We start from the raw sequence: 26767 nt of genomic DNA, 5'->3' as shown, positions 1-26767 counted from the left end.
ATAACTTATAAGTTAATGCCCATGATGTGTCTCGAGTCACTGAAGGTGGTGGACGCGGCGACCCTGTTCGCCGGGCCACTGGCGGCAACGATGCTGGCGGACTTCGGCGCCGATGTCGTCAAGATCGAACACCCGCGTCGCGGCGATCCCAGCCGAGGCCACGGCGCGAGCAAGAATGGGGTGGGCCTGGTCTGGAAACAGTTGGGCCGCAACAAGCGCCCGATCGGCGTGGACCTGTCGGCGACGGAGGGGCAGGCCATCGCGCGAGCCCTGCTCGCCGACACCGATGTCCTGATCGAGAATTTCCGGCCCGGCACCCTGGAGCGTTGGAACCTCGGACCGGAGGTGCTGCACGAGATCAATCCGAGGCTGGTGATCGCCCGTGTCACCGCCTTCGGCCAGTTCGGGCCGCGCTCGCACGAGCCCGGATTCGGCACCCTGGCCGAGGCCATGAGCGGATTCGCCGCCATGACCGGCGAGCCCGACGGGCCGCCGACCCTGCCGCCGCTGGCACTCGCCGACGGAATCGCCGGGTTGGCAACGGCTTTCGCGATCATGGTGGCGCTGGCTCAGCGGGAGAGCACCGGCCGGGGCCAGGTGGTGGACCTGGCCATCATCGAACCCATTCTCATGATGCTGGGCGCGCAGATAACCACCTACGATGCGCTCGGCACGGTGCCGCGCCGCACCGGGAACCGGTCGGACAACAATGCCCCGCGCAATATCTACCGCACCCGCGACGGCCGCTGGCTGGCGGTGTCGACCAGCGCTCAGTCCATCGCCGAGCGGGTGATGACCCTGGTGGGCCGCCCTGATCTGATGGAGCAGCCGTGGTTCGCCAGCGGGTACGGCCGTGTCCAGCACGTCGACGAGGTCGACGGCGCGGTGGCCGCCTGGATCGCCGACCGCGACGCCGCGGCTGTGATCCAGGCCTTCACCGAGGCCCAGGCCGCGATCTCCCCGGTCTACGACATCGCCGACATCTTCGACGACCCGCAGTACAAGGCGTTGGAAACCATTGTCCGACTGCCTGATCCCGACCTCGGCACGGTGGCCGTGCAGAATGTGCTGTTCCGGCTCTCCCAGACCCCGGGCGCGATCCGCTGGGCCGGGCGTGCGCCGGGCGCGGACACCGACGCGGTGCTGGGCTCGCTCGGCTTCTCCGACGAGCAGATCCGCACCTGGCGGGAAGCCGGTGTGGTGGCATGAGATGCCCGGGCACCTGGCTGTATGTCCCCGGCGACCGGCCCGACCGGATGGTCAACGCCATGGCCTCCGGCGCGGCGGTGGTGGCGCTGGACCTGCAGGACGCGGTCGCCGAGTCACGCAAGACCCGGGCCCGCGCGAGCGTGGCCGAATTCCTCGCGGCGGCCGATGGCGGCGCTGCTGCGACCCCGGTTCCCGGAGATGACCGACTGCAGTTCACCCTGAGCTGGGAGCCGATTGTGAAGGCCACCCCGCACACGGCGGCAATCGACCCAGCCAAGGCCGACAAGACGGCCCAATTCGTCGCCACTTATCGAACATGTCCAGTGTCGACGCCACCAAGGCCTACGACACCCGCTTCTCGGAGGACCTGAAATGACCACCCCTACAACCGATTCCCTCACCGCACTGCAGGCCCTGCTGGGCGGTCTGCGCACCATCGAGCTGGGACAGCCGCTCGAGAACGGCATGCCCTGCTCGCCCAGCCACCCGGGCTTCCGGATGGCGCTGCTGCGCCGGCACGGTGACCGCGTGAACGCCCAGGGCGGCTCGGGGGCCAACGAGCTCATCGTCACCGGCGGACATGTCGGCACGCACCTGGACGCGCTGTGCCATGCGGCCATCGACGGTCATATGTTCGGCGGTGTGGATGCCCATGCGGCCAGTGTCGGCGGCGCGTTCACGGTGCACGGTGTGGACACCGTGCGACCGTTCCTGTGCCGGGGCGTGCTCGCCGATATCCCGAAACTGCTGGGAGTGCCCCGGCTCGAACCCGGCTTCGGCATCACCGCCGACCATTTGCGCGCGGCCTTCGGCGACACCGTGCCCGGAGCGGATGAGGTCGCGCTCATTCGTACTGGCTGGCCGCAGCTCTACCACGATCCGGCCGCCTACGTCGGCCACGAGACCGGTGTCCCGGGCATTACCGCCGAGGCCGCGGAATATCTCGCGGATACCGGGGTTCGCGCGGTGTGCAGTGACACTATCGCCACCGACCAGATCCTGCCCGGCGTCGGGCACGCGGCGCTGCCAGCGCACGGGGTGCTGCTCGTGGAACGCGGTGTGCACATCATGGAGGTGCTGACCTTCGAGGAACTGGCCGCCGCCGGCGTGCGCGAAGTGCTGTATGTGGCTGTGCCGCTGCGGATCACCGGTGCCACCGGATCGCCCATCCGGCCGCTGGCGCTGATCTCCGGGGAGGCCGCCGGTGTCCGCTGAGCTGTCCCGGGCGGTCGCCGACTGGGCGCACGCCGCCTACACGAAATCCGAGGTGCCGGATGCGGCCTTGACGGCCGCCAGTGAGCATCTGGTCGACACGGTCGCCGTCGCCGTGGCCGGACTGGGGGAAGCGGCGGTCGAATCCATGCGGCGTGCGACCCGAAATCGCGGCGACGCCGGACGTTTCGCCCTGGTGCTGGGTACTGCCGCGCATGCACTGGACTACGACAATGCCCAGACGCCGTCCCTGGTCCATCCGTCTTGCGTGATCGTGCCGACGGCCATCGCTGTTGCGCGCGAACTGGCGCAGCCGGGCGCGCGAGAGCTGCTGCGCGCCATCACGGTAGGAGAGGAGGTGAGTCTCTGGCTGGGTGAAACTGCTGTGGCGGACGGAAATTCGGTGCTCTTCGAGCGGGGCTTCCATCCGACGGCGGTGTGCACGCCGATCGGTGCGGCGGTAACAGCCGGTCTGCTGCGCAGGCTACCGCCCGAACAGCTCACCCACGCCATCGGTGCGGCGGCCTCCCTGTCCGGCGGGATTCTCGAGGGCAACCGCACCGGCGGCCAGACCAAACCCATGCACGCCGGATTTGCCTCCGCCGCAGGCATTCTCGCGACCGATCTGGCCGACGCGGGCGCGACCGCCCCGCCGACCGCACTCGAGGGCCGCTTCGGGTTCCTGCACGCGTTCCTCGGCGGCGAAGCCACCGTGGGCGGGCCGCCGGAATCGGCCGGGGCGTGGCGCGTGCGGTCGGTGACCACGAAACCGTATCCCACCAACGGCTTCACCCACTCGTCGATCGACGCCGCACTGCTGTTGCGGCAGCACGGATTTCGCCTCGAACCCGGGGCGACCCTGCGCATCGGGGTGGCCGAGCCGGTGTTGCGGACCATCGCCTTTCCCGAAACCGCCAAATACGCTCCGCCCACGGCCTACGCTGCCCGGTTCTCCGGCCCGGTGGTGGTCGCGATCGCCCTGCTCGGCGGCTCCGGCCTCGGGGTCGGACTGGCCGACTTCGACGGCGAGAATCCGCCCGGCGACGCCGTTCTCGCCGCCGCCGCGCGAGTCCGCTTCGAAGCCGACCCGTACGCCACGGCGGCTTTCCCGAACCGGGTCATGAGCAGGGCCGTCGGCACCGACAGCATCGGCGGACAGTATCGGGTCGACATCGACACCGGCCGCGGCGGTCCCGACAACCCGCTCTCGCCACGCGAACTGCGCACGAAGTTCGACGACTGCGTCACACCATGGCTCGGGGCGGCCACCATGACGCTATGGAATGCCTTGCAGGACACCATCACCGGCGACGACACGGCCTGTGTCGCGGCCCTTTCCACCCTCGCCGAGCAGCTCGGCTGACGATAGAGAGGAAACACCTGATGAGGAAAATAGCCACGGCATCAACGTTTCTCGTCGCGGCCACGGCCCTGGGGGCCGGCTCGGTGACCGCCGCACCTCCCGATCGCGACGCGATCACCTACACCGCCACCACGACCGAGCACTCGGCCGTGATCACCACCGACGCGGGATCGATGGTCGCCGAAGACGGACTCTTCAAGATCGAGGCAGCCGACGGCACCGTGCTGGCGGGAACCGAATTATCGTTCCGCATAGACGATTTCGTCTTCCCCATCACCGCCGACATCGCAGGCCGCACCGCCACACTGACTCCGCAGCTCGACCTGCGGTACGCCCGCTACGCTCCCACCGCCCTGCCCTTCGAGGACCAGGCACCCTGGAAAACCCCCTACGACCGCGAACAGGCGGCGTGGGGCCGCATGCGCGACACCATCGCCGTCGGCGCGACCATCGGCACCCTGGTCGGCGGGCTCGGCGGAGCCGCGGTCGGCTGCCTGGTCGGCGGAATCGCCGGGGCCACAGTCGCATCGGCCGCCATCGTGGGCCTGTTCGGCGGCTTCCTCCCCGCCGCCGCGATCGGCTGCCTCGGCGGCATCGTGGCCGTCGGTGCCCTCGGCACGATCGCGGGCCAGCTCCTGATCACCGCGCCGGTCGCGATCCTGGCCGCGGCCCAGTACTTCACCACCATCAACCAACCGCCGCCCACTCCGGCGAAATGACCGTGTGCGGGCTCACCAACGTCCGGTTCAGAGACCGGGGGCTGCTGGATCACCGAGTCGGTGTGGGGGGGCTGGCCTGCTGGCCGGGTCGTGGGCGCACCGATAGCGGGGTGGATTCGAAGCCTTCATGGGCGACGGTGAATCGGATTCTGGTCCGCAACGGACTGGTCCGGCCCCAGCAGCAGCGCCCCAGGTACCGGCGTTGGCAGCGGGAAGCGCCGATATACCTGTGGCAGCCGGACCTGGTCGGCCGAATCCATCTCACCGACGGAGGCGAAGACCGCGTCATCTCCTTTCGACCGTGGTGGTAACAGGTGTACGGCGACGACTACGTCCGCCACCTGGCCACGACGGCGTCCATGTCGCCGTCGCCTGGCGGGGCGATATGGCGTGCGCCGGGAAACCGTTGTGCGGGTTCGGTATACGTGCGCTGTTGCACCAGACGAGCGATATTGGCCCGGTAGATGTCGTCGACTGTGGCGTGCCGCCCGGGTTCACGGTCGAGCCAAAGATTGGCCGGGTGGATCGGCCGGTCGTACATGCGCTTGAACAGCTCAGTACGAACGTCCTTGAGCCAGTTCGAATTCAGATTCATCATCCGGTACTGGCGCAGCGCCTCGACATCCACCGGCGCGGCGATGATCGCGTTGGCGCCCGACGATACCCGCCCGATCACCTGACCGTGATAGTCGACGATGTGCCCGTTGCCGCCGGCGATGTCGACGGGATGCTCGACTGCGGGGCTGGAGTAAACCGGCCCGGTGTTCGGGCACACCATGTACACCCCGTTGAAGTGTGCGTGCGCCCGATTCTGCAGCAGCCAGGTACCTCCAGCATCCGGACCGGCAGCGGTCATCGGCACGGCTTCACTGGGTCGGTACACCACCTCCGCGCCGTTGAACGCCAGTGCCCGAACGGCTTCCGGATACTCACCGTCGCTGCAGCACAGGGTGCCGATGTTGCCGATGTCCGGGGTCCGCAGCACCGGATAGAAGGCGTCGATGCCGTCGCCGAACAGCTCGACCCACCGATCGTAGACATCGTGCGGGGTGCACGAGTGCTCCCGGCACCACACATGGTTCTTGGCGGCCCGGTGGACGATCTCACCCTGCGGCGAGATCACCACCATGACATTGAAGAACCGGTCCGCGATGACCTCGGGCCAGCGGGCCTTGCACTGGACGATGAGGTAGGTCTCGTACAGCCGGGCCAGCGCAGCGAGACGATCGGTCTCCGGGCCGGGTATATCGATGAAAAGCTCTCTGGCGCAGCGGCTGTGCGGCAGATCGAAGATCTCGTCGGTGAAGCCGGTGAGGGCACCTTCGGCCAGGGCGATGAGTTTCACCGGCAGGTTGATGCCGACGATCGACACCGCCGCGTGAATGGTCTCCTCGATCGTGTCGAGGTTGCGCTCGACGTGGTCGCGTGCCCCGATGCCGTGAACGATGGTCGACAACCCGACCGCCATATACGGTGCTACCGGTGCTGCCCCGGCGGCTCGGCCGGTCATTCCGCACCACACCATTCGATAGCGGCGACCGCGTATGTTTCCGCGGCACACACTGATTCGTCGATCGCACACCGCTCGTCGACGGTATGAGCCATGGGGAGGGCACCCGGCCCCAGACCGACGGCGAGGATACCGGCGGCGGCGTCAATATGCCCGGCATCCAGCCCGGCCGCCGCCATGGCGTCCCGGTCCCCCGCCACCGGCACGCATCCGCCGGATAGCACCAGCGCTTCCGCTTGGGGCGTGTCCGGGGCGAGCGTTCGCACCCGCCCGTCGCTGATGATCGTGTTGGTCATCGTTGTCCTCCACTACGGGCCGTTGTGTCCTGTGCGCACAGGTTATCTCACGTTTTCTCCAAATGGAGAAGTTTTCGAATTTCTGGATGCACGCCGCAGTCGCGGTTGCCGTAGCGGATCACGTAGCGCCCTCGCGTGGCGAGCATGCGGCAGAAATCCCCATGCCAGGAGATCATCCGGGCTCCGAAGCCCATGACCAGCAGGACGGACGGATCGGCAGCGTCACCGAAGGTGTCGTAAGCGATGGAAGCCCCTGAGGGGACGTCGGCGACGGGCATGGCCACCCCTCCCGAACGCGGCGTTGGTCGCGTCGCCCTTGCGGCTGAGGGCGTTTGATCCTTACGTCGTCCAAGCCACGGCCGTTCGCGACTCCGCGCCAGTGCATGACTGGCCCGAAAAGCTCATGTCTGTTCGCTGACCGACGGGTCTGGGTGTGGTCTTCCGGGCCCGCCATCCCCGCCTCAAACCCCACCAACCCGGATACGATCGGAAAACCCCAATCGAACCCGATCACCCCGGGCCGAAGGCCCGGCGTGAAATCGAGGTTACTGCCGATTCCCTATTTCAGGGTGCTCTCGGCGGTACCCCCAGAGATAAAGTCCACAGGTCCCAAACCCTGAGCATCGGCCAATTGTCCGGTCAGATAACGGAGCGCCGCAGCATCGAGGATCGAATGGTAACTTCCATCCTGAGAGAAATTGACATTGGCACCCTCGACGCGCACGAGAATAACTGTGTCCTCAGTGTTCGACTCAGGGCAGACGAAGGTATGTGCGGATGCTGCCGGCTCAAAAAGGTAGGAGCCAGCCGTTTGCGGCTGTTCCGGATATTCGAGATAATACCACTTGCCTGACAATGTATAGACCTCAGCTATACCGGTGTGATAATGGAGTGGAATCACCGAACCGGGCGAGAAGGTCGCCAACACCACCCATACGCCGGCTTCAACATCCAGCCGCAGTGGCTGAAAATGAACCCCGGGGCCTAAAGCGTCCCTAATAAGCGGAGTTCCGCTGACGTTTACCGTCAGAATCTCGTTCTGAGGCAGAGCGACAAAGGGAAGAAGCGCTCCGCTCGACGTCCGGATGGGACCAGGAAAATTCATGTCGAACCTCTCTCATATTTCTCGGTAATGAATACGCTTGCGAATCTCGAATCAGCGCAAGGACCTTCTGGGTATCGGAATGTCGAGCCGCGAAGGTCATCTCGCCGCCCCAGCCCCCTTCAGCGTCGCATGATCCCTTGTTCACGTGCGAAAGAGAGTATCTGGCGACGGCTACTGCCCTTCAGGAGTGCACGAAGAATCGCTTTCAGGCCAATCTGACGGAGCAAACCCACCCGGTCGATCTCGTCCCAGTGTTCTACACAGACACCGTTCTCCACCCGCCAAATATCGATCGAAGTCATTTCGACGTGCTTACCGGTCGGTGCGATACCGATGAGTGGTCCGGTGTGTGTACCCGTCATCGAAATTCTGGCTACAACCTTGTCACCCTCGGCAACAATATCGTTGATCACCATCCGTCCATCGGGAAATGCAGTCTGGAGGATGTCTGCCATGCGCTTGACCGGCTCTCGACCGTTGGGAGTCGGATTATGTTGCAGATAGTCGTCGGACATAAGGGAGTCGAGCAATCCGTGGTTTGCCACAGAAAATGCCTCCATGAGGCGCACCACTACATCTTTGTTCAGATCTTGGATCTCCACCTTCACAACTTCCTTTCCTGCGAATGATTCTTTCCGGCTATTGGAGGGCAGCCGCGAAATCAGCAAACCTGTCGGCGTCGCGCAATACCGGCCCGTGCCCGAAGCAGACCAAATCCGGCTCGAGCCCGGCGAGCCTGGCGATGGACTCGCGATTGCCTCGAGGATCCGCTGTCAAGAACGTGAACGGTTCCCGCAATCCGCGGGCTCCCGTGAACGGATGGTGGCCACTCGCAACATCACCGAGCAGAAGAGTGCGGTCCGACTCGCGCCAGAACGCCACGTGGCCAACTGTGTGTCCAGGAACTTCGAGGACCTCGAAACTCCCGACGCGATCACCCTCACGAAGCCGCCTGTCCACCGCCGCCGGCGGACCGCCCTGGAAGCGGCTCAATATCCTGGGAGCAGGATGATCTGGAAATCTGTCGTACATCAGCCCGAGCGTCTCGACCGCCGCAGCATCGGCATGACCAACCCATAAAGGGATTCCCAATTCCTCACAAATTCGCCTGCTAGCACCGAAGTGATCGGGATGTGCATGCGTTACCGCATGCGCTCGAATATCAAATCGAGCTATATCACGTAGTATGCGTCGACCGCTGTATCTGGTTCCGGCATCAACCAGAATTCCGTCTATTACGTAGGAATTGATCGAGTGCCTTGGATATCCGCAAATCTGGTATACATCCTCGGCAAGTTCTATGATCATCGCCATTCCTAACGGTGTTCAGGCCACTGGATTTATCAAGCTGGCAACCGTGGTGCGCGCGAGGTGATCCGATTCGAACCTCTCGACAACACGTCGACGCACAGCAAGAGCAGGTGCAGTGCGCCTGTGAACCATCCATCCATACTGACGAGATTTACGCTGCATGTCTCGGACTCGTTTGTACCTGCTGGACTGGAAGCGATGCAACGCGTCCGCGATTTCAGTCGAGTCGACCAGAATTCGAGCCAGTGTGATCGCATCCTCGATTGCCATGGATCCACCCTGCCCGAGGTCCGGGGACATGGCGTGCGCCGCGTCCCCGATCAGAACCACTCGCCTCGAGATCCATCGGGGCAGGACTACCTGTTCGATATCGCCGTAATGTATCGAATCCTCATCCGGATTCGAATCCACGATATGCCTGGCCGGTCCTTTGAAATCGCCGAACAGCTCGCGCAGGAGCTTCATATTCTCGGACGGATCCCGCACAGCGCCTCGAGCGGAAAGAAAAGTAGAGTACGAATACAGCAGATCTTCACCAATCGGAAGTATCCCCATTCTCCGACCACTACCCCAGAGTTCGCACATACCTTCGAACCCCTGCGGTCGCGGGATAACCACTCGAATCGCGCAGTATCCCACATATTGGCGATCAACCTCTCCGAAGACCAGTTTCCTGACCTTTGAATTTCGCCCGTCCGACCCGACGACGAGGTCGTACTCCGCGCTGGTCCCGTCGCTGAATTCTGCGACCACACCCTTGTCGAGCTCCCTCAATGCGGTCACAGTAATCCCGAGCCGCGGACTATTCTCGAGCGAGCCGGCGAGGACGTCATGCAGAGCCCCGCGGTGTATCCCGGTTGTTGACGTTCCGTAGACATCCGCCACAGAGCTGAAACGGAATCCGTTCATGCGGTTGCCCTCCGAGTCCAGGAGAGTCACGCTGTTGAGCGGGACCCCACGCTCCTGGACAGCATTTCCCAATCCAATGGAGTTCAACGCCAGAACTCCATTGAATCCGATCGCAATTCCAGAGCCGACTGGGCGCCATTCAGGCGCGAGGTCGACGACATCAGCGCAAGCGCCGTGCCGCTTCAAAGCGGCAGCAAACGTCAATCCAGCAATCCCGCCACCGACTATCAAGATCCTCTGTGGTATCGCCACCAATACTCCTTCAGCGCCCAGCCTGCGTTACTACATCTTTAGCAGTTCTTGCTACAGTTGTAGACCTACTTACTAGGGCTGTCAAGAGTGGATGGGATACTGACCTCATGCGACAGAGTTCAGATGTCATCGACCGCCGTGCCCGCCTGCTCGATGCCGCAATACAGGTGATCGGCACGAAGGGCCTCGCAGCGGTCACGCACCGGTCGGTGCAGGAGACCGCCGGCGTACCGCATGGGGCTGTCACTTACTACTTCGGTACCCGTAACGATCTGGTGGTTGCCGCAGTCGAGCGCCTCGCCGAACTCGACGAGAAGCGCCTGATCGACCTCATGCACCAGCTGATGCTGGTACTGGCCCGCCGCTCACCTCAGCCGGACTACGACTCGCTTCAGCAAGCTCTCGTCGAATGGATCGAAAGCGACCCGATCCACCAAATCGCAAGGTACGAGGTGCTACTGGAAGGCACCCGAAATCCTGCGGTTCGAGCCGCCGTCAGCAGCGGCGCTGCCGCGATGTGGCGCGCAGTCAGGCCGATCGCCGTCGCAGCCGGTTCCGACGACCCCGATCATGATGCCCGCATTATCGTCGCACTGCTCGACGGCCTGATCTTCGATCGATTCACGCGTGCACCCGACGATCTGACTCCCCTGCGCCATGGGCTGGAGCGAGTGCTGAATACCTGGCATCCGTAGACAGACTGCTGTGGTCACAACGTCAGCCGTCTACGCCGCGTCCACCCGCTGGTGGGCCGGCGGGCAGGTCACCGCGATCCACACCGAGCTGCGCGGGGCCTGTCGCCGCGCCGCGGGACGCGAACCCGATCCGACCGCGGCGGTCATCAACCAACAGTCGATTCGCGCCGCTGAAACCGTCAGCAGCGCCACCCGCGATTTCGGCGCAGAGAAGAAAGTGGCAGGCTGCAAAACGCCACGTCATCGTCGACTGTTCGGGCCCGCTGGTCGTACCGACGGGCATGTCCGCCTGCGCGCCACCAACGCGTGCACGCCTCCTCGCGAGATCCGCGAGGAGGCGATCACACGGCTGTTCCCGAGCCCGGTCGTGAACGCGGGCGTCAGTGAGGGGTAGCCGCGTTCGCGGGGAACACGCCCATGACGTCGAAGCCGCCCAGCTGCCGGCCGACCAACGGCCGATAGCTGGTTGACAGTCCCGCGTCCGTGGTCACCCGCCGCAGATAGTTCACCACCTGCGCACCCTCCGGGCTGTCGAGCCGCCGCGGCATGACCCGGCCGTCGGGAGTCATCGTGCAGGGCACGAAACCGACTTCGGTCAGGCGGTCACCATCGAATCGGAGATAGGCGAGCATGGTCAGACGGGCGTCGGGGTGCATGGGCAGCAGCGGCCAGGCTTCATGTAGGTTCTCGTCGCATTTGGCAATCGAGTGACGGAGACGTGCGGATTTTGTTGCATTTCTCACCGATTTGTCCGAAGAAATTCTCATCGAGTTGCCCTTTTCCTCCCAGCTGAACACCAGGAGCCGTGAGTGCGGGTAGAGGAAGCCCCACTCAGTCCTTCCGGAGCGCGGCCAGACGATCAATCTCCAAGGTAGTTGCTGCTGTGGTCATTTGGGGGGTATGTTCGCCACACCTGTTGTGTGTGGCCATGATTCAGATGCTGCACTTGCGGCGTTCAACCCCGAACATAGTTTCCGCTGCGGCGATCGGCTGCAAGTGCCAGACCGCCTTGTCCATCCCTCTGTTTCGCGCTCCTAGCATCGCGAGGCATCCGCACAGTCCCAATCCTCGGCAACGAGACGTCCGCCGGGGGTGGCGATCGTCGTCGCTGCACCCACCGGTGCAGGGCAGACTTCGCTCAGCGAGAGCCGATCAGTCCGAACTCGGCCGCCACCGTCGGCCATCGCCTCAACATTCGTTCGAGCTCGCTCGAGGACCACAACGTGATCGCCGGTCGAGTCGCGGCATGGTTGTGGGCCTCGACTCACTGGACAGCGTCGTGGGTGAATGCCCCTAGCTTCAGCCAGCGAGATGCAGCGACGCCTAGGCCCGGGACGGCCACGAGCATCGGCTAACTGCGTCGATTCATCGCAAGGTACGGACACCAGCCACCCGGACACCAGCAGGCGTCGCATCTGCTCACTGACATTTGCACGGGAGCGCGTCCATCACCTGGGCGCGGGAGATACGCGGAATGGCTTCCACCGCAAAGGCTTGCACGCCCGCGCTCTTCAGCGCATCGATCTTGTTGTCGGCGTTGCGAGGTGCGAGGAACCCGATCAGCGTCTGCCCCGACGTCAGCTTCGCGATCTCGTTGTCGTTCGGCGCGGCGACCTTCACGACCACGTCGGCGCTGTACGGATCACCCAGCGTCGCACCGGCTTCGATGTACGCCTCGTCGGGAATCAATGCGCCCAGACCGGCACCGGCCTCGACGATCACCTCGACGCCCTGCTTCAGCAGGGCCGGGATGATCTTCGGCACCAATGCGACGCGTCGTTCGTCCGGGTTCGTCTCGCGAACCACTCCGACGCGCGCACCGTCCGGCACATCGCCCCGACCGCTCGCTCGGCATTGTTGCTTCCACAGCGCGCGAACTCCTTTCGTGGTCCCTCGACCCGAGATAATGTCCGCTCAGACTTGCCATCTGCAACCACATTGGCAACAGAATCGCCACATTGCTAGACAAATTGGCTCCAGAATTGCCAATCTCCGGCAACTAGTCTTCCAGCATCCTGGAACAGTGACAGGAAGTGAACAGATGACCACCAACGAAGCGGCCCGCACGGGCATCGATGAGATCGACCGGCGCATCATCCAGGAGTTGTCCCGCGACGCGCGATTGTCGATGCGCGAATTGGCCGAGCGAACCCATATCTCCCGAGCCCACGCCTATGTCCGGCTCGATCACCTCCGGCAATCCGGTGTCGTAGAAGGCTTCTCGGCGCGTATCGGGTACGAAAAGACCGGACTGCGTGCATCGGCCTTGGTGGCAATGTCGATTCGGCAGGAGTGCTGGCCCGCATTGCGGACTCGCTCAGCACCCTGCCGTTCGTCGACAACGGACAATCAGGCACCGCGCGCCATTGTGTTGGAAAGGCTGCAGGGTCTGACGGGCGTGCGGTCAACAAGAACCTGGCTGATCTTCGAGGAAGCCGTAGGACCGGGGCCCGAGTGGGTCTGATCGACTGCGCCGCAGGAGAGTTCTGGCCGGCACCGGATACCGAGCAGGTTCGTCCCCCGAATCCGGCCTAGACCCCGGAGAAGCCGCGCACCAGTGCCTGCGCGACCTCGTTGAGGTGCTCGATGGTCAGCTCACGAGCCCGCTCCGGATCACGGTCCCGCAAAGCCGTCAAGATCAGATCGTGCGCGCGCAGCTCCTCCTCCGAGGTGATGTGCCCTTCGATCTGCGGCAGTAGATAGTGCAACCGGCGCACCTCGTCGGTGAGGTCCTGCAGGATGGCCCGAACTCTCGGATTGCCGCCAATATCGGCCAACGCCAGGTGAAAAGCGCTCGCCGCACCCAGAGCGGCGTCCGTGCCCGAGGCATTGTGTTGTTCTCCGAGCATGCCCGCGAGCAGCTCCAGATCATCCGCTGTAGCGCGGGTCGCCGCCGCCGCGGCCACTTCCGGCTCGATCATGCGCCGGACCGCGAAGATATCGCGAATATCCCGCAACTCGACCGGTCGGACCAGGTAGCCCTTCCGTGGCAGCACCACGACCCACCCGGTCTGCGACAGCAGCCGCAGCGCCTCTCGCACCGGCGTCTTGGACACCCCATACTCGGTGGCCAGCTCCGCCTCGTAGATAGCAGTGCCGGGTGCGCGCTGCACCCGCAGAATCTGATCCTTGATCCGCTCGTACACCTCGTCGGTGAGCGACATCGCCCCTCTTTCACCAGCTGAAATCCTGAGAACATGAGTGTAACTCACTGGGATCCCAGTGATATATCTAGAAAGTTCTTCCAAAATCTCTGACGCATATGTCATTGTGGTAGCCATCACTCGGCTTTACGCCGAGATCCCAGCGGCCACGCGGCTCGACTGTCGAGCTCACAGCGCCATTCAACAGAACCCTGATTGCAGCAAAGCTGCCGCAATCGCGGCAGGGTGAGGAAAAGATGTCTCAGGAGAGCACCCACCGAATCGGTGGGGAGCTGATGTCCGAGGAAGGCCCGGACGGCTTGATCACCCGAGCCTTCCTGCGTGGAGCCGGGTTGTCGGCCGTGACGGTTCGCCAGCGACCGGTCATAGGCATCGCTAATACGTGGAGTGAGCTCAATCCCTGCAACGCCGGCCTGCGGGAGCTCGCTCAGCATGTGAAACGCGGGATCACCGCGGCGGGCGGGCTGGCACTCGAGTTCCCGACCATCTCCCTGGCCGAGGCATTCACGCGTCCGTCGAGCATGTATCTGCGGAACCTGCTGGCGATGGACACCGAGGAAATGATCACCGCGAGCCCGATCGACGGGGTCGTCCTGCTGGGCGGCTGCGACAAGACCCTGCCCGCCCAGCTGATGGGTGCAGCCAGCGCGGGCAAACCCGCACTGGCACTCGCAGCCGGCCCGCGGCCGCTGTCAACATGGGAGGGTCGGCCGATGGCGGTCGAAAACCTCTGGCCGCTCATCGATCAACGCCGGACCGGCGACCTGTCCGACAGCGACTGGTCGCGTCTGGAAGGCTGCCTCAGCTGCGGAGTCGGCACCTGCAACGTGATGGGAACCGCCGTCACCATGGCCGTTGTCGCGGAGGTACTCGGGATGGCGCTGCCCGGCACCTCGCTCTTGCCAGCGAGCTCAGCGCAGCGAGCGGCGGCCGCCGAGCACACCGGACGGGCCATCGTCGCTCGCGCTGCAGCCCGCATCACCCCGGACGCGGTCATGACAACGGGCGCTTTCGACAACGCCTTCCGCGCAGTGTGCGCGGTGGGCGGCTCCACCAATGCGGTGATCCACCTGCAGGCCCTCGCGGGTCGGCTCGGATTGCGTTTGAACCCGGAGCATCTGCAGAAACTCAGCGACACCACTCCCATGCTCGCCGATGTGAAACCGTCCGGGCGGCGTTTCCTGCACGACTTCGAGGCCGATGGTGGTGTGCCCGCGCTCATGGGCCGACTGCGCGAAATCGCCGACATGACTGCGATGTCCGGCGACGACCGCAGCTGGGACGAGACCGCAACGGACCCGGCCTCGATCGCGGGCTGCCTGTCGACGCTGACCCATCCCGTCGGCAAGGCGAGGTCGCTGGTCATGCTGCGCGGCAGCCTCGCCCCCGACGGTGCGCTCCTCAAGCAGTCCGCCGCCGATCCGGGACTGTGCAGACACGTTGGCAGAGCGGTGGTTTTCGACGGCGTCGACGACCTGCGGGCGCGGATTGATCACCCCGATCTGGAGGTCGATGCGACATCGGTGCTCGTGCTGCGCGGGACCGGCCCGCTCGGTGGACCGGGCATGCCAGAGGTCGGCCACCTGCCCATTCCGCGAAAACTGCTGGAGCAGGGCGTCACCGACATGGTGCGTATCTCCGATGCCCGGATGAGCGGCACTGCAACCGGAACCGTCGTGTTGCACGTGGCCCCCGAGGCGGCGGCGGGCGGACCGCTCGCGTTCGTCCGCGACGGTGACCTCATCGAGCTCGATACCGCCCGCAACACCCTCGATCTGCTGGTGGACGCCACCGAGTTGAAGCGACGCCGCCTGGAGGGAGGCCCGCGTCATCACGGGCTGCAGCGGAAGGACGGCACCGAGCGCTCGGCGGTCCCCCCGGCGCGCGGGTATGCGCGATTGTTCGCCGAGCATGTGACGCAGGCCGATCGGGGCTGTGACTTCGATTTCCTGCAGGCGGTGCGGTGAGCATGTTCGATGTCGGCCTGATCGGAACAGGGGCGATGGGGACACAGATCGCTACCCGGGTCATTGCCGCGGGCCATCGGCTCGCCGTGCACAATCGAACCCGCGCCAACGCGCTCGCCGTGGAGGATGCCGGCGGGCAGTGGTACGGCAGCGCTGGGGAGCTCGCCGCAGTCAGCCGAGTCGTAATCTCCTGCCTGCGAAACACATTCGCGGTCAAGGCGATCTACGATGGCAGCGACGGCCTGCTCGCTGGAGCCCGGCCCGGCCAGATCTTTGTGGAGCACGGCACATTCGCGCCGGCCGCCGCCCGCGACCTCGCCGCCCTGGCCCGTGAGCGCGGTGCGACGTTCCTCGACGCTCCCCTCACCGGCGGTCCGGCGGGGGCCGCGCAGGGCACACTCACGATCATGGTTGGCGGTGACGCCGACGCCATCGGCCAGGTCACTGCGCTGTTGGAATCCTTCGGATCTCACATCGTTCGCGTCGGCGGCTCCGGCGCGGGCGTCGAACTCAAACTGGTGAACCAGCTGCTGGTCGGCGCGCACATGACTGCGGCCGCCGAGGCGATCCGGGTGCTCGACCGGGTGGGCATCGATCTCGGCCTCGCCGCAGAGGTCCTACTGAGTGGATGGGCCGAGAGCACCATGCTCCGGCGTGCCTTCACCCAGCTCGAGCTCGACGCGGTAGAACGCACCGGCGCCACGATCTCCGGCATGAATGAGGTCTTGGACCTGGTGAATCGCCTACGTGATGATGCCCGCCTCAGCGGTCCGGTGCTCGACGCCACCACCGCGTCGTTCCGGGCGGCAGTAGCCCAGGGCGCGGGCGAACTCGATCCGGCGGCTCTCGCTCGGCTCGACCACAGAAGTACGGCGCAGGCGGGTCCGCGATGAAATGGGCGGCCAATCTGTCGATGCTGTACTCCCGACTGCCGGTCGATCAGCGGGCCGCCGCGGCCGCCCGCGATGGCTACGCCTTCGTCGAAACCTGGTGGCCCTTCGATGAATCGGCACCGACGGCGGAGGAGAGCGATCGTTTCTGCTCGGCGCTGCGGCGTGCGGGAGTCCGGCTGGCCGCCCTCAATCTCGACGCAGGCGACCCCAGTGCCGGGGAGCGCGGGCTGCTGACCGATCCCGGCCACGAGATCCGCGTGCGGACCAATCTGGAATCGGCCGTCGAGATTCTCGCGGAAACGAAGTGCACAATCCTCAACGCCCTGTACGGGAATTGGATAGACGGTCATGATCCCGGATACCAGGGCCAGCTCGCCCTGCGCAGGCTGGTCGGAATCGCTGACCGGGTCGCCGAGCTGGGCGTGACGGTGGTCGTCGAGACGCTCAATTCCATCGACAGTCCACAGTTTCCCTTGACAGATATCGACGATACCGCGGCGCTGGTCACCGAGGCGATCGCACAGAGCGGCCACGGCAATATCGGATTGCTGCTCGACACCTACCACCTGCGAACGATGGGTGTCGATCCGGCGATTGCCATCGGCGAATACGGGCCGCTGATCCGCCACGTGCAGTTCGCGGACGCACCCGGACGCGGGCGACCCGGTACCGGACACATCGATTTCGATTGTGTCACAAAGGCTTTGGCGGCCATCGGCTATTCGGGATTCATCGGGCTCGAGTACGACCCGTCCCCACAAGGTTAGGAATCAAGGATGAAAATAGTCAGCTACGGACCTGAGCGAGCCGAACGTCCGGGAATCTTCGTCCCGGAACGAGGCATCGCACCACTGGATCCGCTCTTGCGATCGCTCGGTTTGACCGCGGTCGACTCCAACACCTTGGCGGCCATGCTCGACTGGCTGCAGCCCGAGATCGAGAAGGTGATCGCTGCTGATACCTCCGTGCAGTCGATCTCATGGCTCGACCCCGGTACCACCCGCCTCGGATCGCCGATTCCGTTCCCCGAGAAGGTGCTGGTGGCCGGCGGCAACTATCAGTCGCATGTCGACGAGGCCGCCGGGATGAAGAACGCTCCCTCCCCCTCGGAACCGATCATCATCCTCAAGCCATCGAACACCGTAATCGGCGCGCGCGACGCACTCATTCGCCCAGCGCAGACCGAACAACTCGACTACGAAACCGAAATCGCCGTCGTCATCGGTCGTGGCGGGCGGCACATCGCCGCGAAGAACGCCTACGACCACGTCGCAGGATATTGCATCGCCAACGATGTCACCGCTCGAGACCTGGCATTCAAGGATGTCCACATCAGCCCGCTCTTCTCGCAGATGACGCGGGCCAAGGGCATCCCGACCGGTGCGCCGCTGGGGCCGTGGCTGGTCACCAAGGACGAGATCCCCGATCCTCATCAGCTCCAGTTGCGTTGCTGGGTCAACGGTGAATTGCGCCAGGACGGCAACAGCTCCGAGATGATCGTCGACATCCCGCACCTGATCGAGGATTTCAGCAAGGTCGTCGAGCTGTCTCCCGGCGACGTCATCATGACCGGCACGACCACCGGCTGCGGCGCATTCCAGAATCCCCCGAAGTTCCTGCGCGGCGGCGACGTCGTGCGCATGGAGATCACCGGGCTCGGCGTCATGGAGACGCCGATCGAAGACGAGAAGTGACGGCGTTCAGGGCGATTCCCGAACGATCATCGAATCCCTATTCAGGAGAATCACAGTGGACATCGAGGTCCGAACTCCCGAGAACACCTGCATTGTTCTCATCGATTACGTCAGCGGATTCGCCCCGCTGATCGCGTCGCAGACCGTGGCCGAAAACGTCTCCGGCGGGCGCGCTCTCGCCCAGACCGCGCTCGCCTACGGTATCCCTCTGATCGTGTCCGTCGGCCCCGAGCACGACCCTCGGGGCGTGCTGTATCCGGAGATCGCGGAGGTGCTTGCAGACCATCGGGTGCAGCATCGCGGCCTGTCCTTCGATGCTTTCCAGGACCGGGGGTTCGCCGCGGCCGTCGCGGCGACCGGACGTCGGCACCTGGTCATCGCCGGCCTGATGTCCGACGGCTGTGTCATGCACACGACCATGAGCGCCCTGCGCCGCGACTACGGGGTCTCGATTGTCGCCGACGCGACGGCGAGCACGAGTGTCACCGCGCATCACACCGCGATGGCCCGCTTCACCCAGCTGGGTGTCGTGCCGCGCACCTGGATGTCGCTCGCGTCCGAATTCCAGAAGTCGTACGCGAATGCCGAGACCCTCACCGAATACCGCGCCATCCAGGCCAATATGCCCGGCTACGCGATGTTGAACGCCACTCTCGGCAACCTTCGAAATCTGGCCGCCAACACGCCGGTCGAAAACCAGTAGGAGCACTACCCATGTCTACAACCCGAACCGATCACGAGGTCGTCATCGTCGGTGGCGGACCGGTCGGCCTGATGATGGCGATCGAACTCGGCCGCCGCGGCGTGGATGTCGCGGTGATCGAGCGCCGGACCACCCGGCTGCGGCATCCGCGGGCAATCGGGCTGCACGCGCGAACCATGGAGATCATGCGCCAGCTCGGCTGGGCGGAGGACGTCCGCCGGGTCGGCAACCTGCCGCTCGAGCGCTGGTCCAGCTTCGGCTACATGACCCGGCTGAACTCGCCGGACATCGGATCCATCGATCTGATGGCCGATCCCGACCGCGTCGAGCGCGCCTACTCGGAATCCCCGGAGATGATTGCCTGGTGCGCGCAGGACGTCTTCGAGCCGTTCCTGGTGGAGAAGGTCGGCGAGTTCCCGTCGGTCGGTGTCACCACCGGTCTGCGCGTGACCCACCTCGAGCAGCACGAGGACCATGTCGTGCTCACCGTCGAGGACGAAGCGGGATCGGTCCGGCAGATCTCGGCCGAATACGTGGTCGGAGCCGACGGTGCGCACAGCGCTGTGCGCGGGCTGCTGGGCATCGACGCCCCGGTCTCACCGACCAAGGGCCACCAGCTCAACGCGTGTTTCGTCGGCGACCTGCGCCCCTACCTGGGCGATCGGAACCACATTCTCTGGTGGGTCATCAACCAGGACACCACGGGCGCGTTCCTCACCTACGACGGAGATCGACGCTGGGTATACAGCTGGGGATACGATCCCAACCGCGAATCGGTCGCGGACTATCCGCCGGAACGCTGCACCGAGGTGATTCGATCCGCCATCGGCGACGCGGGTGCGGACGTGGAGTTCGAACGCGTCTTCCCCTGGACGATCGACGCTGCCATCGCCGACCGGTTCCGGTCGGGCCGCACCTTCCTGATCGGCGATGCGGCACACCGGCTTCCGCCCAGTGGCGGATTCGGCATGAACAGCGGTATCCAGGATGCGCAGAACCTCGCATGGAAACTCGCACTGGTGCTGCGCGGCCACGCCGAAGAGTGCGTGCTCGACACCTATGACGAGGAGCGGCGCGCTGTCGCGTGGTTCAACGCCGACCAGATTCACCGCAATGTCGAGGCGTCGGCGAAGGTCGGCTGGGTCATGACTGATCCCGACATGCTCGCCCGCATCGAAGGACCCGACGGAGGCCCGGTGCGTCAGCAGATCGCCGACGCGATTCCCTTGCAGGAGGACCAATATTGGTCCTACGGGCAGCAATTCGGATTCGTCTACGAGTCCGCAGCCGTCATCGGCGATGGCACCGCGGCACCGACGTCGGTGGTCAGCGATTATGTCCCGTCGGCCGCACCGGGCGCGCACGCACCGCACGTCTGGCTGCGCGACCCCGAGGGTAATCGCCTCTCGACCGTCGACCTGCTGCACACCGATTTCGTTCTCCTGACCACCCCGCAGGGCGCGGAATGGCGAACGGCGCTAGAAGATCTGTCGGCGCCGCGCGGCCTGCCGACCGCCGGGTACGCGATCGGTGAGGGCGGCGATTTCGTCGCCGAGAACGGCCAGGACTGGCTGGCGCGGTACGGAATCGAGGCTTCCGGCGCGGTGCTGATCCGTCCAGACGGACATGTCTGCATGCGCGCCACCAACGTCGGCACGCCTGCTCGCGAAGTGCTCGCGCAGGCGCTCGCCAAGCTTCTCGCGGGCCCGGTCGTGAACGCCGGCGTGGGCCAGGCGTAGCCGGATTTCCGTATTCGACCATGTATCAACGTATTCGGAGACTGAAGTGACCCTCGTTGAGCCGCCACCCCTGCGGCAGTTCGAGAAGTTCCTGCCCGCCGCGAACGCCGTGCGGTATCTCGATGCCGACGGCAACCCCGCTCCCAGCGACGCCCGTTATCCCCGCCCCGCCGATGACCGCCTGGTCGAGGTGTACCGGCAGATGGTGCGCGGCAGGCGATTCGACCAACAGGCCACGGCGCTGACCAAGCAGGGCAGGCTCGCGGTGTATCCGTCCGCGCGCGGACAGGAAGCCTGCCAGGTCAGCGCGGCGATGTGCCTGCGCCCCACCGACTGGCTGTTCCCCACCTATCGGGACTCGATGGCCATGACCGTGCGAGGCATCCCCGCCGCCGAGATCCTCAGCATGCTCGCCGGGGACTGGCACTGCGGGTACGACCCGGCCGCGCACCGCACCGCGCCACAGTGCACGCCCCTGGCCACCCAGCTGCTGCATGCGGCGGGCCTGGCGCACGCCGAGCAGCGCCGCGGCCGGGACACGGTCGTGCTGGCACTGTGTGGTGACGGCGCGACCAGCGAGGGCGACTTCCACGAGGCGCTCAACTTCGCCGCGGTGTTCCACGCGCCGGTCGTATTCCTGGTCCAGAACAACGGTTTCGCGATCAGCGTGCCGCTGGCTCGGCAGAGCGTCGCGCCCTCGCTGGCCCACAAGGGCGTCGGATACGGCATCGGCTCCGAACAGGTCGACGGGAATGATCCGGTCGCCATGATGGGCGTCATGGACGAGGCCGTGCGGTTCGCCCGCGAGGGCAATGGGCCGGTCATCGTCGAGGCCCACACCTATCGGCTCGACGCGCACACCAATGCCGACGACGCCACCCGCTATCGCGAATCCGCCGAAGTCGAGCAGTGGCTCACCCGCGACCCGATCAGCCGCCTGCGCACCTACCTGGGCGCGCAGGGAGCGGTCGACGACGCCTTCGACGAGCAGCTGACCACCGAGGTCGAGGCGGAGGCCGCCGCACTGCGCGCGGCCATGAACGCCGACCGACCCGCCGACCCGGCCGAGCTGTTCCGGCACGTGTTCGCCGAACCCACACCGCAATTGCGCGAGCAACTGGCCCAGGTCGAAACCGAACTCGCCGCCGAAGCCGAGGAGGACTGATCATGCCGAAACTCACGATGGCCCAGGCACTGAACCTGGCCCTGCGCGACGCGCTGACCGCGGATGAGAACGTTATCGTCTTCGGCGAGGACGTCGGCGCTTTGGGCGGCGTCTTCCGGGTCACCGACGGCCTGACCAAGGACTTCGGCGAAACACGGTGCTTCGACACGCCTTTGGCCGAGTCCGGCATCATCGGCTTCGCGGTCGGCATGGCGATGTCGGGTTTCCGGCCCGTGGTGGAGATGCAGTTCGACGCCTTCGCCTACCCGGCCTTCGAGCAGATCACCTCGCACGTGGCCAAGATCCGCAACCGAACCCGCGGGAAGCTGTCGGTGCCGATGGTCATCCGTATCCCCTTCGCGGGCGGCATCGGCGGCGTGGAACACCACTGCGATTCCAGTGAGGCGTACTACGCCCACACCCCGGGCTTGAAGGTGGTGACGCCCGCGACCGTGGCCGACTCCTACTCCCTGTTGCGCGCGGCCATCGACGACCCCGACCCCGTCATCTTCCTGGAACCCAAGCGGCTCTACTACTCTCGTGCCGAGGTGGCGCCGCACGCAGAAGACCGGCTGGGACGAGCGCTGGTACGCAGGCCCGGTCGCGACGCGACCCTGGTGGCCTACGGCCCCTCGGTCGAAGTGGCGCTGGAGGCGGCCGAAGCCGCTGCCGCGGACGGTCACGACCTCGAAGTGGTGGATCTGCGCTCGATCGTCCCCTTCGATGACGACACCGTCACCGCGTCGGTACGAAAGACCGGTCGCTGCCTGGTGATTCACGAGGCACAAGGATTCGCCGGAGTCGGCGCCGAAATCACTGCCCGCGTGCAGGAACGGTGCTTCCACCATCTGCAGGCGCCCGTGCTGCGGGTGAGCGGATTCGACATTCCCTATCCCGCACCGAAACTCGAGCGGATCCACCGGCCCAGTGTCGATCGCGTCCTCGACGCTGTGGACCGCCTGCAGTGGAACGACATTCCCGATACCCGATGGGCGGTGACCGCGTGAACGACCAGGTCTTCCTCTTGCCCGACCTCGGTGAGGGCCTGACCGAGGCCGACATTCTCGAATGGCGGGTCGCGGTCGGCGACACCGTGCGCATCGACCAGATCATCGCCGAGGTGGAGACGGCCAAGGCCGCGGTCGAGGTGCCGGTTCCGTTCGAGGGCACAGTGATCGAACTGCACGGGGCCGCGGGCGACACGCTGCGGGTCGGCACCCCGCTGGTCACCATCCGCGGCGTGGACGCCGACGCAGCCGGATCGTCCTCGGGCGCGTCGCGCGAACCGGCGGGTCACGAGCAGTATCGGGAGGAGGAGCGCGCGGGATCGGGCAATGTGCTCATCGGGTACGGCACCGGTTTCGATGCCCCGCGCCGACGGCGGCGGGTGCCCGTCACCCACCGATCGCCCGCCACTCCCGAGGTACACGAGCAACCGGAAGCGGTGAGATCGACCAGCATCCCGGTTCCGCCGTCCGCGCCGCGAGTCATCTCGCCGCTGGTACGAAACCTCGCCCTGCGCGAGGGAATCGACCTGTCCAGGCTGACCGGAACAGGGCCCGGCGGCATCATCGTCCGCGCCGATGTCGAAAGCCACGCTAATGTCGAGAACCCGCCCGCGCCCGCAGCTCCGGCGCCCGGCCCCACTCGCTTCCACCTCGAGCGGATTCCGCTGAAGGGCCTACGCAAGACGGTCGCCGACAAGCTGTCCACCAGTCGCCGCGAGATTCCCGACGCGACCACCTGGGTCGACGTCGACGCCACCGAGCTACTGCGGGCCCGCACGGCCATCAATCACGCTCTGCCGCCCGAGGACCAGGTGAGTCTGCTGGCGCTGCTGGCGCGCCTGACCATCGCGGCATTGTCCCGGTATCCGGAGCTCAACGCGTCGGTGGACACTGCCCGCGGCGAGATCATCCGCCACGGGCAGGTCAATCTCGGCGTGGCCGCGCAAACTCCGCGCGGTCTGGTCGTGCCGGTCCTCGACCACGCCGACACCATGACCACCGTGGAACTGGCCCGTGCGCTGCGCGACACCGTCGAGACCGCACGCGAGGGAAAGCTGCCGCCCGCCCGGCTGACCGGTGGCACCTTCACCCTCAACAACTACGGCGTCTTCGGTGTCGACGGCTCGACCCCGATCATCAATCACCCGGAAGCCGCGATCCTAGGGATCGGCCGCATCCTCGACCGGCCGTGGGTCGCCGACGGTGTGCTCACCGTCCGCAAGCTCACCCAGGTCTCGCTCAGCTTCGACCACCGCGTGTGCGACGGCGGCGCGGCGGGTGGATTCCTGCGACTGTTCGCCGACTACCTCGAAAACCCCGTCGCCGCGCTGGGGAGGCTGTGATGACCAAAACCCACAGTGATGTCCTGATCCTGGGCGGCGGCTCGGGCGGCTATGCCTGCGCCCTGCGCGCCGCTCAGCTGGGCCTGACAGTCACCCTCGTCGAGGCCGACAAGGTCGGCGGCACCTGCCTACATCGCGGCTGCATCCCGACCAAGGCGATGCTGCGTGCCGCCGAGGTCGCCGAAACCGCCCGCGCCGCAGCGGATTTCGGTGTCCTGGCCGAGGTCCACGGCATCGACGTCGACGAGCTCCACGCGTACAAGAACGGTATCGTGCAACGCTTGCACAAAGGACTGCGCGGGCTGCTCACCGGCGACAAGATCAAGATCGTCGAGGGCGCCGGGGTGTACTCGCCCGACCGCTCGGTCACCGTCGACGGCGTGCGCCACACCGGCGAATCGGTCGTCCTGGCCACCGGATCACAACCGCGCCTGCTCGACGGCATCGACACCGGCACCCGCATCCTCACCAGCGATCAAGCCCTGGAGCTGGACTTCATCCCGCGCTCGGCGATCGTGCTCGGTGGCGGCGTCATCGGCGTCGAATTCGCCAGTCTCTGGCATTCCTTCGGCGCCGAGGTGACGATCGTCGAAGCCCTCCCCCACCTGCTCATGGCCGAAGACCCCTGGAGCTCGACGCAATTGACGCGGGCACTGCGCAGGCGTGGGATCACCTTGCGCACGAAAACCCGTGTGGCAGCGGCGAAGGAGGACGACAACGGGGTGTCGGTGGAGCTGGCCGGGGGCGAAACGCTGGTGGCAGACGTCCTCCTCGTCGCCGTCGGCCGCACCCCGCGCAGCGCAGATCTCGCGGTGGCGGGCATCGCTGTCGACAATGGCTGCGTTGTCACCGACGACCGGCTGCGCACGAATGTGTCCGGCGTGTACGCGGTCGGCGACCTCGTTGCCGGGCCCCAGCTGGCGCACCGCGGATTCCAGCACGGCCTGTTCGTCGCCGAGGAGATCGCCGGCCAATCGCCCGTCCCGGTCGTCGATCACCTCATTCCCCGCGTGGTGTACTCGCACCCGGAAGTTGCCTCCGTCGGCCTCACCGAAGCCGCCGCCCGCGAACAGTACGGCACCTGCACCACAACGGTTTACGATCTCGCCGGCAACGGCAAGAGCCAGATCCTCCGCACCACCGGAGGTGTGAAAGTCGTGCGCGCGGGCGAAACCGGTCCGGTGGTCGGCATCCACATGGTCGGCGACAGAATCGGCGAGTCCATCGGCGAAGCCCAACTGGCGGTCGCCTGGGAGGCCCTCCCCACCGACATCGCTCCCTTCATCCACGCCCACCCCACCCAGAACGAAGCCCTCGGCGAAGCCATGCTCGCCCTGGCCGGCCGCCCACTGCACAGCCACTCATGACCGCAGAGCCGGGATCGGCCCGCGGCGTCAGCTTCATCGCCGAGCCAGAATGCGGGCCGATCGCCGTCCTCTTCCTCGGAGACCACGGCACGCCCGGGCGGCAGGGCGATCGTCAGCGTTCGAGCCGCAGCACCCCTGTCCGGGAATTGGCTCGAGAGTTCACAGCGAATCCTGCTGAGCGACTGAACAAACCCATCCGCGAATCACGAAATCAGTGCCAGATCCCGAATTGGCATGCCGTTGACAGACGCGGCATTTCCGTGCACAGCCGGCGGGCCCAGTCGGGTGAGATGATCTCAGCCCGTTGACCTTCGGAGCACACCGCGCTGGCCGGTTCGGTCAGCGCGGTGTGCGGAACGAGCGGATGTCCGGGATCGGCTCTCATTCAGCGTGATGGCATCGCTGCCGCCACCGTCATCAAACGTACGGTTCACTTGTCCGCATCAGCGGTTGCAGGAACTCAGTGGCCGATGGATTGCTTGTGGTGGGAAAAGCGTGTTTTCTCGGCCTGTTCCATCAGGCGCATGAACTCGTCAGTCTGCAGATGGACGAGTGTCTCATGATCACCGGCCTCGAAGTAGATGTCCGGCGCAGTGGCGAGGCTCTCGTCCATCAGCGTCGTCATGCCGTAGGCGGTGCACATGGGCGGGATTGCGCCGACCTCACAGTCCTTGAAGGTTTCGCGGATGTCCGACTCTTTGGCGAGCGCCAGCCGCCGCCCCGTTTGGGCCCGGAGCTTCGCGAGTCGCAGATGATGGGTGGATGGCACCACGGCGGCGACATAGCCGAGCTCGTCTTCCAGGACGATTGTCTTGGCGAGGTGGTCGCCGGGGATGTGGGCGGTTTCGGCAGTTTCTGAGCTGCTGTGGCTGTGTGGATGCCGCACGATTTCATACTTGATGCCCGAATTATTCAGGCACTGCTGCACGGTTGGTGATATGGACATGACGGACCTCCATTGACTGGCTGGTACCACCAGGACCTGGGCTTTCAGCATAGGTCATCGTGGATGTCTCGCGGTGATCAAGTCACCCGCACTTGGCGAGGTATGTCCGTGGCCATGAGAAAGTCCCCGCTGGTGGCCAGCGGTAGGTCCCCGCTGGCGGCCAGGTAGAAGTCCCCATTTCCCCTTTGCTCGTCGTGT

General features: G+C 65.5%; 28 protein-coding genes and 2 pseudogenes. 18 read left to right on the top strand and 12 right to left on the bottom strand.

Annotated elements, in window-relative coordinates; translation table 11 throughout:
* Positions 1-21: 21 nt before the first annotated feature.
* From ACIRRA_RS36960 to ACIRRA_RS36940, 5 genes are read left to right on the top strand one after another with little or no spacing between them, the layout of a single operon-like run.
* Entirely contained in the window at positions 22-1209 is a 1188-nt protein-coding gene (locus ACIRRA_RS36960; protein ID WP_402778078.1) for a CaiB/BaiF CoA transferase family protein, read from the top strand.
* On the top strand, positions 1206-1580 hold the full coding sequence (locus ACIRRA_RS36955; protein WP_402778075.1) for an aldolase/citrate lyase family protein: 375 nt from the start codon (positions 1206-1208) through the stop codon (positions 1578-1580). Before ACIRRA_RS36960 ends, ACIRRA_RS36955 begins: the two co-directional genes overlap by 4 nt.
* A 1-nt stretch (position 1581) precedes the next feature.
* A complete protein-coding gene (locus ACIRRA_RS36950; RefSeq protein ID WP_402778072.1) occupies positions 1582-2424 on the top strand; it encodes a cyclase family protein in 843 nt (280 codons plus the stop codon).
* Positions 2414-3784 carry an MmgE/PrpD family protein gene (locus ACIRRA_RS36945; RefSeq protein WP_402778069.1) on the top strand — a complete coding sequence of 457 codons (1371 nt, stop codon included), beginning with the start codon at positions 2414-2416 and terminating at the stop codon, positions 3782-3784. Before ACIRRA_RS36950 ends, ACIRRA_RS36945 begins: the two co-directional genes overlap by 11 nt.
* Positions 3785-3804: 20 nt before the next feature.
* Positions 3805-4503: a hypothetical protein gene (locus ACIRRA_RS36940; RefSeq protein ID WP_402778066.1), complete on the top strand. Its 699-nt coding sequence runs from the start codon at positions 3805-3807 to the stop codon at positions 4501-4503.
* Between the two features lie 328 nt (positions 4504-4831).
* Here the strand turns inward: ACIRRA_RS36940 and ACIRRA_RS36935 are convergent, their stop codons facing one another.
* The 8 genes and pseudogenes from ACIRRA_RS36935 to ACIRRA_RS36900 all read right to left on the bottom strand — a co-directional run bounded on the left by ACIRRA_RS36935 (position 4832) and on the right by ACIRRA_RS36900 (position 9886).
* Positions 4832-5044, bottom strand: a complete 213-nt coding sequence (locus tag ACIRRA_RS36935) for a hypothetical protein (protein WP_402778310.1) — start codon at positions 5042-5044, stop codon at positions 4832-4834.
* A gap of 69 nt (positions 5045-5113) precedes the next feature.
* A pseudogene (locus ACIRRA_RS36930) lies at positions 5114-5971 on the bottom strand (nitrilase-related carbon-nitrogen hydrolase); the annotation flags it as partial.
* A 38-nt stretch (positions 5972-6009) separates the two neighbouring features.
* Positions 6010-6309 (bottom strand): hypothetical protein, encoded by a 300-nt coding sequence (locus tag ACIRRA_RS36925; protein ID WP_402778063.1) that lies wholly within the window; start codon positions 6307-6309, stop codon positions 6010-6012.
* 47 nt (positions 6310-6356) lie between these two features.
* Positions 6357-6587, bottom strand: a complete 231-nt coding sequence (locus ACIRRA_RS36920) for a hypothetical protein (RefSeq protein WP_402778060.1) — start codon at positions 6585-6587, stop codon at positions 6357-6359.
* Between the two features lie 281 nt (positions 6588-6868).
* Entirely contained in the window at positions 6869-7414 is a 546-nt protein-coding gene (locus ACIRRA_RS36915) for a 2,4'-dihydroxyacetophenone dioxygenase family protein (protein ID WP_402778058.1), read from the bottom strand.
* Between the two features lie 119 nt (positions 7415-7533).
* A complete protein-coding gene (locus ACIRRA_RS36910; protein ID WP_402778055.1) occupies positions 7534-8022 on the bottom strand; it encodes an ester cyclase in 489 nt (162 codons plus the stop codon).
* A 31-nt stretch (positions 8023-8053) separates the two neighbouring features.
* Entirely contained in the window at positions 8054-8722 is a 669-nt protein-coding gene (locus ACIRRA_RS36905; RefSeq protein ID WP_402778052.1) for an MBL fold metallo-hydrolase, read from the bottom strand.
* An 18-nt stretch (positions 8723-8740) separates the two neighbouring features.
* A complete protein-coding gene (locus ACIRRA_RS36900) occupies positions 8741-9886 on the bottom strand; it encodes an FAD-dependent monooxygenase (protein WP_402778049.1) in 1146 nt (381 codons plus the stop codon).
* Between the two features lie 107 nt (positions 9887-9993).
* Between ACIRRA_RS36900 and ACIRRA_RS36895 the strand changes: the two genes are divergently transcribed.
* Positions 9994-10581, top strand: coding sequence for a TetR/AcrR family transcriptional regulator (locus ACIRRA_RS36895; protein WP_402778046.1), 588 nt, complete (start codon positions 9994-9996; stop codon positions 10579-10581).
* Positions 10582-10591: 10 nt separating this feature from the next.
* Positions 10592-10975 (top strand): hypothetical protein, encoded by a 384-nt coding sequence (locus tag ACIRRA_RS36890; protein WP_402778043.1) that lies wholly within the window; start codon positions 10592-10594, stop codon positions 10973-10975.
* Here ACIRRA_RS36890 and ACIRRA_RS36885 read toward each other — a convergent pair.
* Positions 10962-11237 carry a hypothetical protein gene (locus ACIRRA_RS36885; RefSeq protein ID WP_402778040.1) on the bottom strand — a complete coding sequence of 92 codons (276 nt, stop codon included), beginning with the start codon at positions 11235-11237 and terminating at the stop codon, positions 10962-10964. The genes ACIRRA_RS36890 and ACIRRA_RS36885 overlap by 14 nt on opposite strands.
* A 781-nt stretch (positions 11238-12018) precedes the next feature.
* Positions 12019-12411 (bottom strand): annotated as a pseudogene (locus tag ACIRRA_RS36880) (NAD(P)(+) transhydrogenase (Re/Si-specific) subunit alpha); the annotation flags it as partial.
* Between the two features lie 211 nt (positions 12412-12622).
* Here ACIRRA_RS36880 and ACIRRA_RS36875 point away from each other — a divergent pair.
* Complete coding sequence (locus ACIRRA_RS36875; RefSeq protein ID WP_402778037.1) at positions 12623-13045, top strand: Lrp/AsnC family transcriptional regulator; 423 nt, start codon at positions 12623-12625, stop codon at positions 13043-13045.
* 67 nt (positions 13046-13112) lie between these two features.
* On the opposite strand, the gene ACIRRA_RS36870 is transcribed toward ACIRRA_RS36875, so the two are convergent.
* Complete coding sequence (locus ACIRRA_RS36870) at positions 13113-13745, bottom strand: GntR family transcriptional regulator (protein WP_402778034.1); 633 nt, start codon at positions 13743-13745, stop codon at positions 13113-13115.
* A gap of 236 nt (positions 13746-13981) precedes the next feature.
* Between ACIRRA_RS36870 and ACIRRA_RS36865 the strand changes: the two genes are divergently transcribed.
* The 10 genes from ACIRRA_RS36865 (at position 13982) to lpdA (ending at position 25623) form a co-directional block, all read left to right on the top strand.
* On the top strand, positions 13982-15712 hold the full coding sequence (locus ACIRRA_RS36865) for a dihydroxy-acid dehydratase (protein ID WP_402778031.1): 1731 nt from the start codon (positions 13982-13984) through the stop codon (positions 15710-15712).
* Between the two features lie 2 nt (positions 15713-15714).
* Positions 15715-16605: an NAD(P)-dependent oxidoreductase gene (locus ACIRRA_RS36860; protein WP_402778307.1), complete on the top strand. Its 891-nt coding sequence runs from the start codon at positions 15715-15717 to the stop codon at positions 16603-16605.
* On the top strand, positions 16602-17372 hold the full coding sequence (locus ACIRRA_RS36855; protein WP_402778028.1) for a hydroxypyruvate isomerase family protein: 771 nt from the start codon (positions 16602-16604) through the stop codon (positions 17370-17372). Before ACIRRA_RS36860 ends, ACIRRA_RS36855 begins: the two co-directional genes overlap by 4 nt.
* A 111-nt stretch (positions 17373-17483) precedes the next feature.
* Positions 17484-18299, top strand: a complete 816-nt coding sequence (locus ACIRRA_RS36850; RefSeq protein WP_402778026.1) for a fumarylacetoacetate hydrolase family protein — start codon at positions 17484-17486, stop codon at positions 18297-18299.
* A 55-nt stretch (positions 18300-18354) separates the two neighbouring features.
* Positions 18355-19002, top strand: coding sequence for an isochorismatase family protein (locus tag ACIRRA_RS36845; RefSeq protein ID WP_402778023.1), 648 nt, complete (start codon positions 18355-18357; stop codon positions 19000-19002).
* Positions 19003-19013: 11 nt separating this feature from the next.
* Positions 19014-20741 (top strand): FAD-dependent monooxygenase, encoded by a 1728-nt coding sequence (locus tag ACIRRA_RS36840; protein ID WP_402778020.1) that lies wholly within the window; start codon positions 19014-19016, stop codon positions 20739-20741.
* A 46-nt stretch (positions 20742-20787) separates the two neighbouring features.
* Positions 20788-21906, top strand: coding sequence for a pyruvate dehydrogenase (acetyl-transferring) E1 component subunit alpha (gene pdhA, locus ACIRRA_RS36835; RefSeq protein WP_402778017.1), 1119 nt, complete (start codon positions 20788-20790; stop codon positions 21904-21906).
* 2 nt (positions 21907-21908) lie between these two features.
* Positions 21909-22913 (top strand): alpha-ketoacid dehydrogenase subunit beta, encoded by a 1005-nt coding sequence (locus ACIRRA_RS36830; RefSeq protein ID WP_402778014.1) that lies wholly within the window; start codon positions 21909-21911, stop codon positions 22911-22913.
* Positions 22910-24256, top strand: coding sequence for a dihydrolipoamide acetyltransferase family protein (locus tag ACIRRA_RS36825; RefSeq protein WP_402778012.1), 1347 nt, complete (start codon positions 22910-22912; stop codon positions 24254-24256). Before ACIRRA_RS36830 ends, ACIRRA_RS36825 begins: the two co-directional genes overlap by 4 nt.
* On the top strand, positions 24256-25623 hold the full coding sequence (gene lpdA / locus ACIRRA_RS36820) for a dihydrolipoyl dehydrogenase (RefSeq protein ID WP_402778010.1): 1368 nt from the start codon (positions 24256-24258) through the stop codon (positions 25621-25623). Before ACIRRA_RS36825 ends, lpdA begins: the two co-directional genes overlap by 1 nt.
* Positions 25624-26083: 460 nt before the next feature.
* On the opposite strand, the gene ACIRRA_RS36815 is transcribed toward lpdA, so the two are convergent.
* Positions 26084-26569 carry an aminoacyl-tRNA deacylase gene (locus ACIRRA_RS36815; RefSeq protein WP_402778007.1) on the bottom strand — a complete coding sequence of 162 codons (486 nt, stop codon included), beginning with the start codon at positions 26567-26569 and terminating at the stop codon, positions 26084-26086.
* Between the last annotated feature and the right edge of the window lie 198 nt (positions 26570-26767).

It is taken from the genome of Nocardia sp. NPDC101769, assembly GCF_044766925.1.
In the GTDB taxonomy this organism is placed as follows: domain Bacteria; phylum Actinomycetota; class Actinomycetes; order Mycobacteriales; family Mycobacteriaceae; genus Nocardia.
The sequence above is the reverse complement of the archived record's forward strand: the minus strand, read 5'-3'. Positions and strand labels throughout refer to the sequence as shown.

Coding starts and splice junctions, on each gene's coding strand:
- ACIRRA_RS36960 (WP_402778078.1), top strand. CDS start 22: ATGATGTGTCTCGAGTCACTGAAGGTGGTGGACGCGGCGACCCTGTTC.
- ACIRRA_RS36955 (WP_402778075.1), top strand. CDS start 1,206: ATGAGATGCCCGGGCACCTGGCTGTATGTCCCCGGCGACCGGCCCGAC.
- ACIRRA_RS36950 (WP_402778072.1), top strand. CDS start 1,582: ATGACCACCCCTACAACCGATTCCCTCACCGCACTGCAGGCCCTGCTG.
- ACIRRA_RS36940 (WP_402778066.1), top strand. CDS start 3,805: ATGAGGAAAATAGCCACGGCATCAACGTTTCTCGTCGCGGCCACGGCC.
- ACIRRA_RS36935 (WP_402778310.1), bottom strand. CDS start 5,044: ATGTACGACCGGCCGATCCACCCGGCCAATCTTTGGCTCGACCGTGAA.
- ACIRRA_RS36925 (WP_402778063.1), bottom strand. CDS start 6,309: ATGACCAACACGATCATCAGCGACGGGCGGGTGCGAACGCTCGCCCCG.
- ACIRRA_RS36920 (WP_402778060.1), bottom strand. CDS start 6,587: ATGCCCGTCGCCGACGTCCCCTCAGGGGCTTCCATCGCTTACGACACC.
- ACIRRA_RS36915 (WP_402778058.1), bottom strand. CDS start 7,414: ATGAATTTTCCTGGTCCCATCCGGACGTCGAGCGGAGCGCTTCTTCCC.
- ACIRRA_RS36905 (WP_402778052.1), bottom strand. CDS start 8,722: ATGATCATAGAACTTGCCGAGGATGTATACCAGATTTGCGGATATCCA.
- ACIRRA_RS36895 (WP_402778046.1), top strand. CDS start 9,994: ATGCGACAGAGTTCAGATGTCATCGACCGCCGTGCCCGCCTGCTCGAT.
- ACIRRA_RS36885 (WP_402778040.1), bottom strand. CDS start 11,237: ATGCACCCCGACGCCCGTCTGACCATGCTCGCCTATCTCCGATTCGAT.
- ACIRRA_RS36875 (WP_402778037.1), top strand. CDS start 12,623: ATGACCACCAACGAAGCGGCCCGCACGGGCATCGATGAGATCGACCGG.
- ACIRRA_RS36870 (WP_402778034.1), bottom strand. CDS start 13,745: ATGTCGCTCACCGACGAGGTGTACGAGCGGATCAAGGATCAGATTCTG.
- ACIRRA_RS36865 (WP_402778031.1), top strand. CDS start 13,982: ATGTCTCAGGAGAGCACCCACCGAATCGGTGGGGAGCTGATGTCCGAG.
- ACIRRA_RS36860 (WP_402778307.1), top strand. CDS start 15,715: ATGTTCGATGTCGGCCTGATCGGAACAGGGGCGATGGGGACACAGATC.
- ACIRRA_RS36855 (WP_402778028.1), top strand. CDS start 16,602: ATGAAATGGGCGGCCAATCTGTCGATGCTGTACTCCCGACTGCCGGTC.
- ACIRRA_RS36840 (WP_402778020.1), top strand. CDS start 19,014: ATGTCTACAACCCGAACCGATCACGAGGTCGTCATCGTCGGTGGCGGA.
- ACIRRA_RS36830 (WP_402778014.1), top strand. CDS start 21,909: ATGCCGAAACTCACGATGGCCCAGGCACTGAACCTGGCCCTGCGCGAC.
- lpdA (WP_402778010.1), top strand. CDS start 24,256: ATGACCAAAACCCACAGTGATGTCCTGATCCTGGGCGGCGGCTCGGGC.
- ACIRRA_RS36815 (WP_402778007.1), bottom strand. CDS start 26,569: ATGTCCATATCACCAACCGTGCAGCAGTGCCTGAATAATTCGGGCATC.